8 protein-coding genes are annotated in these 12695 nt (G+C 66.5%); 5 read left to right on the plus strand and 3 right to left on the minus strand.

Annotation, left to right across the window (positions count from 1 at the left end):
* Positions 1-84 precede the first annotated feature (84 nt).
* Entirely contained in the window at positions 85-300 is a 216-nt protein-coding gene (locus ACWF9G_RS28850; protein WP_452519146.1) for a hypothetical protein, read from the plus strand.
* Positions 297-1547 (plus strand): hypothetical protein, encoded by a 1251-nt coding sequence (locus ACWF9G_RS28855; protein ID WP_452519148.1) that lies wholly within the window; start codon positions 297-299, stop codon positions 1545-1547. Before ACWF9G_RS28850 ends, ACWF9G_RS28855 begins: the two co-directional genes overlap by 4 nt.
* 100 nt (positions 1548-1647) lie before the next feature.
* Here ACWF9G_RS28855 and ACWF9G_RS28860 read toward each other — a convergent pair whose 3' ends face one another.
* Positions 1648-2319: a TetR/AcrR family transcriptional regulator gene (locus tag ACWF9G_RS28860; RefSeq protein WP_452519150.1), complete on the minus strand. Its 672-nt coding sequence runs from the start codon at positions 2317-2319 to the stop codon at positions 1648-1650.
* 141 nt (positions 2320-2460) lie between these two features.
* On the opposite strand from ACWF9G_RS28860, the gene ACWF9G_RS28865 reads away from it, so the two are divergent.
* Entirely contained in the window at positions 2461-2676 is a 216-nt protein-coding gene (locus tag ACWF9G_RS28865; RefSeq protein WP_452519152.1) for a hypothetical protein, read from the plus strand.
* Positions 2673-3923: a hypothetical protein gene (locus tag ACWF9G_RS28870; RefSeq protein WP_452519153.1), complete on the plus strand. Its 1251-nt coding sequence runs from the start codon at positions 2673-2675 to the stop codon at positions 3921-3923. The genes ACWF9G_RS28865 and ACWF9G_RS28870 overlap by 4 nt, the downstream gene beginning before the upstream one ends.
* A gap of 30 nt (positions 3924-3953) precedes the next feature.
* On the opposite strand, the gene ACWF9G_RS28875 is transcribed toward ACWF9G_RS28870, so the two are convergent.
* Both ACWF9G_RS28875 and ACWF9G_RS28880 read right to left on the minus strand, forming a co-directional pair.
* Complete coding sequence (locus tag ACWF9G_RS28875) at positions 3954-9113, minus strand: AAA domain-containing protein (RefSeq protein WP_452519155.1); 5160 nt, start codon at positions 9111-9113, stop codon at positions 3954-3956.
* Between the two features lie 38 nt (positions 9114-9151).
* Complete coding sequence (locus tag ACWF9G_RS28880) at positions 9152-10447, minus strand: protein kinase domain-containing protein (RefSeq protein ID WP_452519157.1); 1296 nt, start codon at positions 10445-10447, stop codon at positions 9152-9154.
* A 225-nt stretch (positions 10448-10672) separates the two neighbouring features.
* Here ACWF9G_RS28880 and ACWF9G_RS28885 point away from each other — a divergent pair, with 225 nt between their 5' ends.
* Positions 10673-12676: a hypothetical protein gene (locus tag ACWF9G_RS28885; RefSeq protein ID WP_452519159.1), complete on the plus strand. Its 2004-nt coding sequence runs from the start codon at positions 10673-10675 to the stop codon at positions 12674-12676.
* The last annotated feature ends 19 nt before the right edge of the window (positions 12677-12695 follow it).

A 12695-nucleotide genomic window follows, 5' to 3' on the forward strand; every position in this document is an offset into this window, starting at 1 on the left:
GCGCGGCTGGCCGCGAGGCGGTGAGCAGCACCCACGACTATCGTGTAATCGTCACTGCCACAACACTATCGAAGGAGCACGTCGGTGCCGGATCGACTCGACCCGCTGACCGCCACCCTCGGAGGCCCCCCTCCGGCGGAGTTCGCGACGCTCGACATCGACGACCTCACCCGCCTCGACGACTTCGTCGAAACCGCCCTGGCAGCACGGAAAGCGGCCATGGACGACGCACTGGGAGCCGGGATGCACCTGATCCCGCGCCTCGCCCGCCCCGCGGTGCGCAAGGTGCTGGGACTGTGAGCAGCATGCGGCACACCGTGGCCGAGATCGCGAAGCTGGCCCGGGTACTCGGCGTCGCCCCCGCCGAGCTGGAATTCCTCACAACGCAATCACCTTCGGCGATCAAAGCATTCCGGGACCAGATCAGCGACGAGATGTCGGGCCGGGACGTCCTGCGCCTGCAACGAGTCGCCGCAGCGGTAAAGCTGGTCCCGAAGCCGGTCGCCGCGCTGGTCGCGGAGAAGGCATTGGGCCCGGCCCTGACCGCGGCGGTCGCCGGCGCGGTCGAGCCCGCCCGCGCGGTGGCGATCGCCGAATCCCTGTCCCCGAAGTTCCTGGCCGACGCGACCGTCCTGCTCGACCCGAAGCGAGCGGCGGAAGTGATCGCCCGCGTCCCCGACGCGATGGCGGCCGAGGTGGCCCGGGAACTGATCGAACGCGGCGACTACCTCACCATGGGCCGCCTGGCCGGGTCCATGCCCGACTCGGTCCTGTGGGCGGCCCTGCCCCAAGCCGCCGACCGCGACGTCCTCCAGGTCGGCCTCCACTTGGAGGACAGCTCCCAGGCCGAGCGCCTGCTGAGCATGGTCACCGACCGGGTGCCGGGCATGGTTACCGCCATGTACGCCGAAGAGAAGTGGGCCGACGCGATCTCACTCCTCGACATCATCGGCCCCCAGGAACGCGCCCGCATGGCCGATATCGTCGCCGAACAGGACGACGAGGTCCTCGACGGCCTCCTGACCGCCGTCACCCACCTCGACGCCTGGGACGCCCTGCTCCCCGTCGCGGCGGGCATGGCCATCACCGGCCTCCAGCGCCTGGCCCAGCGCCCGGTCATGCACGACCCCGCCACCCTCGAACGAGTCTCCGACATCTCCCTCACGCAGGGCCTGTGGCTGGACCTCCTTCCCCTGGTCCGCCACCTCGACCTCGACCAACAGCGCTGCATCGCGAAACGCGTACTCGCCGAGGGCGACAACTCACTCCGCGACCTGATCATCCTGGCCAGCCCCGAAGCCCCCACCATGCTCCCGCTCGCCCTCGCGGTCGACGGCGAACCCCGAGCCCGCGTCCTGACCCTCCTCGACGGTATGACCGAACTCGGCTCCCTCATCGACCTCCTCGGCAGCGGCGACCACACCGCCTGGGAAACCCTGGTCGCCATCACCGACGAACTCCCCGACCGCCTCCGCAAACTCCTCGTCGTCCAGGCCCGCACCTGCGGACTCGACGAGGTCGCGTCGGCGTTGTCGAGCGAGACCTAGACGTTCTCCTGTAGTCGAGCCGCTGCTGCCGGAATTCAGCCGGCGGCAGCACGCTCGGGTCGTTGTCCGAGCCCGAGGCAGGCCCGTTTCAACCAAACCGCTACTCCGGGTCAGCGTTCAACGCCGCCAACGTGACGAAGATCGGCACGTCCGGCGCGGCCTCCACACCACGCCCCCGCAAAAACGCGTCGATCATCCCCCACACCAATTCCCCGACCCTGCGGACGAATTCACTCGATTCCGGTTCGGGATCGGTCAGCCATAGATCGGTGAGCGCGATCATCACCCCGACGATCGCCCGAGCCAGATACTCGATCCCCTCGGCATCGAGCGGAATCGAATCCGCCACCGCACGCGCCCTTTTCGTGAACCGGTCCGCGACCGCGCTACCGAGGTCGTACTGCCCGGTCGCACCGTCCCCGCTCGTTCCGGCATGCGCCTGCGCCAGGAACCGGAACACATTCGGGTGGTCGAGAATACCGACGGCGTAATCGCCGAGCGCCCGCGCGATCGCCTCACCCGGTGGCTGGAGCAGCAAGGTCAGGTCGGTGCCGGTCGCGGCGAAGGCGGTGCCGGCGAAGCGGTTGCCGATGGCCGTGTAGAGGTCACTCTTGTCGGTGAACTGGCGATACAGGCGGGGCTTGGTGATGCCCGCCTCGGCGGCGAAGGCGTCCATGCTGACCCGCGGCCCATCCCGATCGAGCACCCGGATCGCGGCGTCGACGATGGCATCCCGGGTCACCGGCGGGGGACGGCGGCTCGGTCTCTTCACCCCTGACACCGTACACGTACCGCAAGTACGAATCCTCACACCGACCAATCACCGCGCTTTACATTCCCGTACCGAACCGGCAGTATCGCAAAACGTACCGGCAGTACGTTCTGCCGGACGCCGCACCGAAGGAGACGGTCCGTGCCGGATGCCCTGGCCCAACTCACCGCGACGCTCGGCGCCCCGCCGCCGCCGGAGTTCGCCGAGCTCACCCCCGACGAGCTGGCCCGCCTCGACGCCTACGTCCGCGCCGCCCTCGACAACCGCCGCGCCGCCCTCGACGACGCCGTCAACTCCGGCATGCGCCTGATCCCCCGCCTCGCCCGCCCCGCCGTGAAGAAGGTGCTCGGACTGTGACCACGACCCACCACAGCACCGCCGAACTCGCCAAGCTCGCCCGCGTGCTCGACCGCCCCGACCCCACCGACCTCACCTTCCTCGCCGACCTCCCACCCGCCGCCCTGCGCCAGTTCCGCGACCAGATCACCGGCACCATCGCCGACCGCGAATCCCACCGCATGCATCGCATCGGCTCCGCCGCCAAACTCATCCCCGCCCCGATCGCCGCCAAAATCACCGAAGCCGCCTTCGGCCCCGTCCTGGCCGCCGCGATCGCCGGCTCGGTAGACCCCTCCCGCGCCGTCGCCATCGCCAGCGCCCTCTCCCCCACCTTCCTCGCCGACGCCACCGTCACCCTCGACCCCCGCCGCGCCACCGCCCTCATCGCCGAGGTCCCCGACCGCATGGCCGCCGCCACCGCCCGCGAACTCATCGCCCGCGGCGACTACCTCACCATGGGCCGCCTAGCCGGCGCCGTCCCCGACCAGGTCCTACGCGCCGCCCTCCCCCACGCCGCCGACATCGACCTCCTCCACGTCGGCTACTACCTCGAAGACACCGACGCCGCCGACCGCCTCCTCACCATCGTCACCGACCGCGTCCCCGGCATGCTCCGCGCCACCGCCGCCGAAAACCAATGGCCCGAAGCCATCGCCCTCCTAGACCTCCTAGGCCCCACCGAACGCTCCCACCTGGGCAACGTCGTCGCCGCCCAGGACCCCGAAATCCTCGACGCCCTCCTGACCGCCGTCACCGACCTCGACGCCTGGGACACCCTCCTCCCCGTCGCCGCAGGCATGGAACCCACTGCCCTGCAACGCCTTGCCGAACGCCCGATCATGCAGAACCCCGCCGTCCTCACCGGCATCGCCGACCTCGCCCTCACCCAGGACCTCTGGCCCGCCCTGCTCCCTCTCGCCGAGCACCTCACCCCCACCCAGCTCCAGATCGTCGCCGCCCGGATCGCCGCCGAGCCCGACGACGCGCTCATCGCGCTCATCGCGGCCACCGATGCCGGCTCCACCACCACCCTGATCCGCATCGTCCTCCACCAAGACCCCGCCGCCAGAGCCCACTTCCTGACCCTCCTCGCCGACTCCGACGACCTAGAGTCCCTGGTCACCTCGTTCACCACCCCCGACCCGGGGATCTGGAAGTCTGTGGCAGCCCTCAACTCCGAACTCCCACCCCGCCTCCGCACCCTCCTCGCGCTCCAGGCAGCCCACTGCGGGCACAGTGACATCGCCGAGGCCCTGTCGACCTGACCCACCGAAGAATCGCAGCCGGTTCGGATTTCACGGACGATCGCGGCCCAGCGAGTGCGCCAAACCGACAACCCGCTCGAGTGCTGCGATGGCGTTGTTGGTCAGTCGCGACTGTCCGAAGGCTTTGATCACCGCGCGGAACAAGTCGTTCTGGTTTGTCCAACCGACCGTCTGACCGTGGTCCGCCATCACCTCAGCCAGCTCGCGGGGTGGGATCTGCTCGATGAGGCGCGGACCCCGCACTCTCCATTGCGACACACGTTGGTCGGGCCCACGGTAGGACATCAGACCCGGGTCCCCCAGATCGAGCGGATCGTCGACGAGCAATCGACCGTGTGCAACCGCGGCGTGGAGTGCGCGATCAATCGCACTCTTGACGTTGTCGCGCTCTCGCGTCTTCGCCGCGCTGACGTAGGCCGCCCGCAAGCGAAGACCGGTAACCGGTCCTTCAACGGCGACGATGCTGCACAGATCAGCGACGATCGTGACGTGCGAAGCCGAGGTCGGGCTTTCCAGCACGCCTGTGAACTCAGAGTATTCGCACATAGTGCCCGCCGTCGGCTCCCCCGGTTCGACAGCTTCCGACGCGGATCGTGGGGGCTTCAACCATCGTGCCGGATCCGTCAGATCGTCCGAGTTCACGTCAGGCGCTGCAGCGATCGACTCGATCGGAGACGGCGATTGTGGCCTTTCCCAATCGAATTCGTCGAGCAGACTTGTCGGTGGTGGCAATGCTTCGACGGCCGCACCCTCGGTATCTGCTTCAGCAATTCGGTCCTGAATGGGATCTTCCCCGAGCGGTAGAATCCCACAACTGTCAAGAACCTCGCACAGCGAATCCAGGCACCCTTCCGGGTCGACAATGAACTCGGCCTGCCGGATCCGATGGATCGGCCATCCGCATCGTTCCAGATCGCGCTGCAACGCCAGTTCAGCACGGTAGGCATCGGCGCCATGCCAGCGATCGCTGTCGCACTGCACAGCGAGCTGTCCGCCCCGGCCGGTCACCACGATGTCCAGATCGCAAGCGGTCTCCGTGTGATGGGCGGTGACCTGGTAGCCCCTGTCGACAAGCCCGTTGTAAACCTGCTGTTCGAACAGCGACTCGAAGGGGTTGACCAGTGTGTCGTCGCTGAATCGTTCTGCGGGAGAGTCCGATTCCTCGGCACCTGCCTCGACGGTCAGGAAGTAGTCCAGCAGCCGGAATCGCATATCCTCACTGTTGGCGAGGTGCTGGGTGGTCACCGAATGGAACAACCACACCTGATCGCGAGCACGGGAGACCGCGACGTTGTAGCGCTGCACGGTGGCGTCCTGTGTTTGCGCCGTCAGCCTGCCGCCTTCGCGAGGTGCGGCGACCAGCGACAGGAAGATCACATCGCGCTCAGCGCCCTGGAAATCGGCGGCATCTCCGCAATGCAGGTGTCGTGCCTCGAGTTCCTCGGGCGGCACCACGTCGATCAGCTTGCGCCAGATAACCTTTGCCTGTTCCGAGCTGAGCAGCGAGATGACACCGAACGACTTGCCGTCATACGCGGGGTCGGCCACACAGGCAGCGATCTGTTCGACGATCCGGTCGGCTTCGACCTCGTTGACCTTGGGCCGAATCTCCTGTCCACCTTCGACATACACCGTGCGAACCGGTGGCAGCCGATCGCTGCCGAACCGGCGCACCGGTGTCAGCGACACGCCTTCGGGCTCGTAGGCGATCTTGTTGGAGAACCCGATGATCTCCGGAACACACCGTCGGTGCTCGACGAGCGTCAACTTCTTCGGAAATCGCATCACCGCCTCGTCGAACAGGCTGCGCTTGGGCAGCTTCCAGGTGTCGATGTAGCGATCGCCGGCGAGGTACTGCTTGCTGAGGCTGTTGAGCTCGCCTTCGTTCACACCGACCGCCGACGGCGAAACCTGCTTGTCGTCACCGATCACGACGATCCGCGGTGCGAGATATTGGAGAAGCACCGCGGCGACACCGGCCTGCGATGCCTCGTCGACGACGACCACATCGAACATGTCCGGCTTGATCTCGAACTGCTCGACCACGCGATAGATCGGCATGATCCACACCGGCACCGCGGGCCTGCACTCCGCCAGCGCCCGCTGCAGGCCGACCAGCTTGCGTGCCGCATGCTGGCCGGTGCCCTTACCCCGATCCTTGACCAATTGCGAGTACTGCAGCAGGTCGGCCCGCGCCTTGTTGGTGAGCCTGTCCACCGCGCGGTCCCATGCTCTGGTGGTAGCAAGGATCGTCGCCTGCACCCGCAGCTGCTCCTCGACACCGTCCAGACGGCGGCACAGATCGTTGACCTCGCCCACGTTGTGGCTGGTCAGCCACTTGCCCATGGCATTCCACTGCCACGCTGCCTGGAACTCGGCGAACCTGCCGGTCCACTCAGGATTGTCCGGATCTGCGGTCACGGCGGCGTGCAGGTCGGCTTGCCCGGCGACCCTGGCGTCGAGTTCACGGCGACGCGCAAATGCGTGGCGGAGCCGGTGCAGCTGGGTGAGTCGCTCGCCGGCCAGCCGGTACGCGGCGACATCACGCTCACGGACTGCGGCGGCCAATTCGTGCAGGTTATCGGTCGCCCGAGGGTCGCGGCACCAAGTGTCGAGTTGCTCGGCGAGGCGAGCCAGCGGCACACCGGTCTGCTGCCACGCGAGCTCGGCCTCGACGGCGGCGAACGCTTCGAGCAGGTGTGCCACTTCGTCCGGCTTCGCCCAGTTGGGAACCGCAACCCCGATGTCCCGCAATGCGTTGCCGGTTGCGGCCAGCCGATCACCGTAACCGAGAATCCGACCGAGCAAGATCCGCGCCGCACGATGCGCGGCGACGCGGTCACGCAAGGTTCCGGCCACGGGGATCGGCATCGGCCAGGTGGCATCGAGCTGGCCGAGGAGACGTCGGCAGTTCTGGGTTTCCAGGAACGCGGTCAGCTGTTCGACCTTGGTCGGCATCCGACCGTCGACCCGGACATGCTCGAACAATGGCTGCGCGTCTTTGACGACTCGCGGAGTGAGGAATCCCAGCTTCGGGCTACCGTCGGTTTTGACCTCGAATTTGCCGCCCTGCTCGATATGCCTGCGCAGGTTTTCCGCCAGCGCGAGCAGCGGTGCGAGATCGACATCGGCCACCTGGATGTCGGTGAATCCGATCGTCGCGAGCGCCGCATCGATCTGCGGGATGAGTGCGTCGACGGTCTGCGCACACCCCTGCCACCTGTGCTGTTGACCGGCTCGGATCGCTTCGGCGGCCGCACGCATCCAGGCATCTGGTCGACCGGCGAAATCCTTGGCTTTGCTGTCCATCTCCGCCACCGCGCGACCGAGTTCGGCACGCGCCTGCGGCGAGAGCGCCGTCAGCTGACCGACAGCATGTGTTCCACGGAGGTGCGAGTACGAATCCCGCCGTTCACCGGCTTCCCGTTCTCGCGCATGCCATTGCGCGAAGACGTCCGCGGTGGGCAGGTCGGCAGCCGCGACCAGGTCCGGTGCCGCAGCTTCGGGGTCGGCAAGATCAGAGTCTCGAAGTAGTGCGAGCCATTCGGTCAGCTCGTCCGCCGAGAATGGGCATTGCTCCTCCGCACCCGGTGCGAGCAGTCCTGTAGTCCAGTCGAATTCGTTTCGGCCCGCACACCACTGTGTTGCGATGTCGGCGACAGTGCCGGTCTGCCCACCGATCCGATGTTCGGTGATGTCCCGTTCCCGCAAACTGAGCAGTTCCCGATGCAGACTGCCACGAATGCGGCGCAGTTCTTCGATCTTCGCCTCGGTGGCGGCTGCCGTGCGCCTCGAGCGAACCGGATCATGGTCGGCGGCAGCCTGATTGATCCGGTTCACCGATGTTTTCAGTTCTTCGAGCTCTGTGCGGGAGTCACCGACGACGGTCACGCACAGCGGTTTGATCTCGTCGGGCAACCGGTGCCGCACCTCGTGCAACGCCCGGTCGGTATGCGCGGTGATCAGGACCCGTTTGCCCTGCGCGAGCAAGTGGGTGATGAGCGCAGCCGCAGTGTGGGTCTTGCCCGTGCCGGGCGGACCCTGGACGAGGGTATGCGCATGGTTGTCGACGTGGTCGAGGATCCGCAGCTGAACGTCGTTGAGCTGCAACGGGAGAAACTTGTCGGGACCGTCGTGGACGATCGCGCCTGCGTCCTCACATCCGGTCACGACCGGCTCATGATCGGGATCGACCAGGTTCACCATGCCCGCGGGCAATGATCCGGTATTCCTGATGTTGTCGGCGACGGCCCGCAGTGCGTTCACCATGCCTCGGTTGCTGCGTTTGCGCAGCACGATCGCGGGCGCGTAGTAGGCGATCGGACTCGAGGTCGTGGCCGCGGGCGAGAGATCGTCACGGTATTCGGCGTCGGGATTGATGCAGTTGACGAACATCCTGACCAGGGCCGCGATGTCGTCCCGGTCGAAGGCGTCCACGTCACCGGTTCTGGCCTGTTCCTCGGCCCGTTGCAGATCACCAGGCGCCGACATCTGGCCTGCCTCGACGATGTCCTGCAGCTCCGGGGTGTAGCCGGTGCTCGCCGGGTCCAGCGCGACCGATAGCGCACCGTATCCGGAGTCGAACCGCACCGCCACCGGCACCGTGAGCACGTGCCGACGAACCGATCCGACCGCGCTGCCATGCCAAGTGAGCAGACCCAGCGCGAAGACGATCTCGAAGGTCTCCCGCTCGCCCTCGTAGCGGGTATAGACCTCGTACAGAGTCTGATACAGCGTGAGCACGGCGTGCTTGAGTCGCGCCACCGGCGCCCACTCCCGCCACTGCGGCAGCCACTGCGCGTAAGCCGTGGCGACGTCCGGGTGGTCGGCGAGTTCGAGTTCCGTTCCGTCGGTATCGAACCGACGCGACTCGAGATCGGGCTCGGCGTCAGGATTGTCGGAAGGCCCGGCCAGCCAGTCACGCAGGATCCGCGGCGGCGCCGGAACAGGCGGAACCTGTGTCTTCTCGACAATGAGGAACGGCGCACCCGGCTCGGCCGGCTGATAGGTGACGGCGGGATCGGCCGGGAGATCGGCCACCCAGATGACCTCACCGTCACGCTGATAGGTGGCGATGTCTTTGATCCGGCTCACCCGCAGCTGCTGGGCATGGGCCAGGAAGTCGAACAGCCGTGCACCACGACCGGCCAGATCAGCGGGAATCTGCTCCCCGTTCGCGGTGTCGATCACCCGAATCCTCCAATGACAGTAGTGAGCAACCGATGTGCTCAGCGAACATGGATGCCGTCGATCTGGGTCGCCAGCTCGATGACGCGAGGGTCCTGCGCACCGAATCGCACCGACATCTGCTGGTGCAACCGCTTGAGCCGATTCAGCGCGGCCTTCGGATTCCCGAGGCGCAGTTGGCAGATGGCCAGGCGCTGGACGCAGTACATCGCCTGCTCGTCATACGGCCCGTTCGCGGCCGTGAGTTCTTCGGCGCACGTTCGATACAGCTCGGCCGCCATCGCGAATTCACCGGCGTCGAAGTGCCGGTCGGCGCTGCTGCGCCGGTCGTCGCCGAACCCCTGCACGGTGGGCGCGGTGCGTGGCTCGGTGAAGGCGACATCGGCCGGTGGCGCGATCAGAGTGCGAGCGGTTCGGTAGCTCGGTGGCGTCACCAGCGCTTGTGCATACAGTCGTGCCGGGCTGGTCGGCTCCCGGACATCGTCGAGCTCGTCGAGCCCGCCGACATGCCGCTGCAGGGTGCTGTGCACGGCCGTCGCGTCGCGCGGCCGGTGCCGCGGATCCTTGGAGAGCATGTCCGACAACAGTGCGACGACATCACGCGGAACATCGCGGCGCAGCGTCGAGACCTCGGGTGGCACCAATTCGATCTGCTTGCGCCACAACAAGAACGGCGTGCTCCCCGTGATCACCTGCGCACCGGTGAGCAACTCGTAGAGCACCAGGCCCAGCGAGTACAGGTCGGTCTGCGCCACGACCGGATCGCCATTGATCTGTTCCGGCGCCATGTACGCGGGCGTCCCGAGGGTATTGCCGGTGGAGGTGAGCCGCGAGACATCACTGTCCAGCAGCACTGCCAACCCGAAGTCGAGGACCTTCACCGTCCCGTCCGGACACAGCATCACGTTGGACGGCTTCAGATCACGATGGAAGATGGACTGCTGGTGTGCTGCCGCCAGCACCGCCGCCACCTGCGCGCCGATCGAGGCAACCACCCCGACCGGCAGCATGCTGCGGTACCCGGCGATCCGATCCAGCGACACACCGTGCACGAAATCCATCACCAGATACGGCCGTTCGGGCGGACCCGGTTCGATCCCCGCATCGTGGATCGCAGGCAGCCCGGGATGCACCAAGCGGGCCATCAGCCGCGCTTCCCGGATGAACCGCTGGGTCCACTGCGGATCCGTATCCAGGTCCGGCCGGGTGAGCTTCACCGCGATGGGGCGTTCGAGGTGGCGGTCGTATCCGGCGAACACCTGACCCATACCGCCGGCGCCGATCTGGCTGGTCAGCTGATACCGACCACCGACAACCTGCGGTTGCAGCGCCACCATCACCCCTCCGTGCCTCTCGGTCGAAGGAACAAAATACCGGATGAAAGGAAGGCAGGTGCCGCGGGCGGCGATATGTTTACCCAGACCGGGTGTCAGCCAAACCATTCGGTCGGTGTCACGCCATCACAGCACGCGGCGCACATCGTTTGACATAGTTTTCAGCCGCTTTTAGAGTTGCCGGGGCTGGACCCACCAGCCGACTGCAGCAAGATAGGTGACAGCGACATGGCCAACGGGGGCGTGGACCTTTCCAAGACTGATTCCTTGTCCTTGCGTGACCGGTCCATACCACTTCCTACCAGCGCCGATGGCTACCGAAAGGTGCTGCTGCTCGGCACCACCGGTGCAGGCAAGACGACAGTCGTGCGCCAGCTGCTCGGCACCAACCCGACGACGGAGAAGTTCCCCTCGACCTCCACCGCGAAAACCACGGTCGCCGACATGGAGGTGATCGTCAGCGATGAGCCCACATTCCGCGCCGCGGTGACCTTTGCGCCACGTGACGTCATCGAGGGGCACCTCCAGGAGAACGTCGTCGAGGCCGCCCTGTCCGCCTATGCGGGTAAGGACGACGCCGTCGTTGGCCGCAAGCTGCTCGACCACGTGAACCAGCGATTCCGGTTCAGCTACGCCCTCGGCCGAATCCAGGCCGTTTCGGCCGACGATGTCATCGACGACGAAGACGAGGACGACGATGACGACGACCTGGACCCCGACGATTTCGGCCAGATCGACGAGGCGGCCACCGCGCGCGCCTTGAAGTCCGCTGTCCAGTCGATCCGGCTGATGGCCGAGGAGTACGCCCTCGAGACCGCCTACACGGTGCCCGCCGACGAAGTCGCGAAACATATCGAACGCAACGCCGATTCCGACCTCCCGCGCAACCCGCGCTTCACCCAGATCGTGAACATGCTCCGCACCGAGCTGATGCAGCGGTTCGAGGCCATCGACATCGGCGAACTGCGCTACGACTCCCGCGACTGGCCCATCCTGTGGACCCTGCAGAGCACCGACCGCGCCGAATTCCTCACCACCATCACCCGTTTCACCGGCAACAACGCCAAACTCTTCGGCCGTCTCCTCACCCCGCTGGTGAGCGCGGTCCGCGTCAGCGGCCCGTTCGTCCCCAAGTGGGCCGACACCCGCCCGCGGCTGGTCCTCATCGACGGCGAAGGCCTCGGCCACGCGAAATCCCATGCCTCGCCCCTGTCGACCCGCATCTCCCGCCAACTCGACCAGGTCGACGCCGTCCTGCTAGTCGACAACGCTCAGCAGCCCATGCAGGCCGCCGCTGCCGCCGCCCTGAAAAGCGTTGCCATCTCCGGCCACTCGGCGAAACTGCACTTCCTGTTCACCCATTTCGACCAGGTCAAGGGCGACAACCTCGACACATTCACCGAGCGCGAGGAACATGTCCGCCAGTCACTGCACAACGTCTTGAGCCAGCTCCGTGCCGAGGGCCGCCAGGTCAACCCCGCCCTCGAGTCGGCGGAACGCGTTCTGCAACTGCGCCTCGAGCACGGCGCGTTCTTCGTGGGCGGCATCCACAAGCAGCTCAAGCCGACCAACAACGCAGGCCGCCGCACCATCGAGGAACTCAACAAACTGCTGGCGCACATCGCCGATCCCGAGATCGCGAACCGGGCAGGCGAGTCCCGCCCGGTGTACCGCAAAGCCGAACTGTTCGAAGGCATCTCACAGGCCGTTGTCGAATTCCGCGACAAGTGGCAAGCCCTCCTCAAACTCAAATCGCACGCCTCGGTCTTCCCCGAACACGGCAGTCGCATCAAGGCGCTGGCCCGCCGTGTCGCAAACCGGTGGGACAACAACGAATACGACAACCTCAAGCCGGTCGCCGAACTCCGCGAGTCCCTGAACGAGCAGGTCTGGAACGTCGTCCAGAACCCGCAGCGGTGGCTGGGTGCGCGACCTACCACCGAGGAACGCCAGGTCCTGATCGACAATTTCATGATCGCCGTCACGAGCCGCCTCACCGACCTGGTGGAGAGCCGCATCGTCGAGGAACCGCATGCGGAATGGGTAGAGGCCTACGCGTTGTCCGGCAACGGCTCCGTCGCCCGCCGTGCCCAGGCGCTCGACGTCCGCATACTGGAACGCGGCGCGCCGATGCCGGTAACGGGACGGGCGCTGGAATCGAATGCGCTTCTGACAGCGGTGGCACGCCTGATCGATGCGGCCGCAGCCGAACAGGGCGTCGTGTTCGAGTAGACGGCACCTCGTCGGTGTT

It is taken from the genome of Nocardia sp. NPDC055029 (genome assembly GCF_053608525.1).

Excerpts from the sequence above, each read along its gene's own strand:
- ACWF9G_RS28880 (WP_452519157.1), bottom strand. The coding sequence starts at position 10,447 with ATGGTGGCGCTGCAACCGCAGGTTGTCGGTGGTCGGTATCAGCTGACC.
- ACWF9G_RS28885 (WP_452519159.1), top strand. The coding sequence starts at position 10,673 with ATGGCCAACGGGGGCGTGGACCTTTCCAAGACTGATTCCTTGTCCTTG.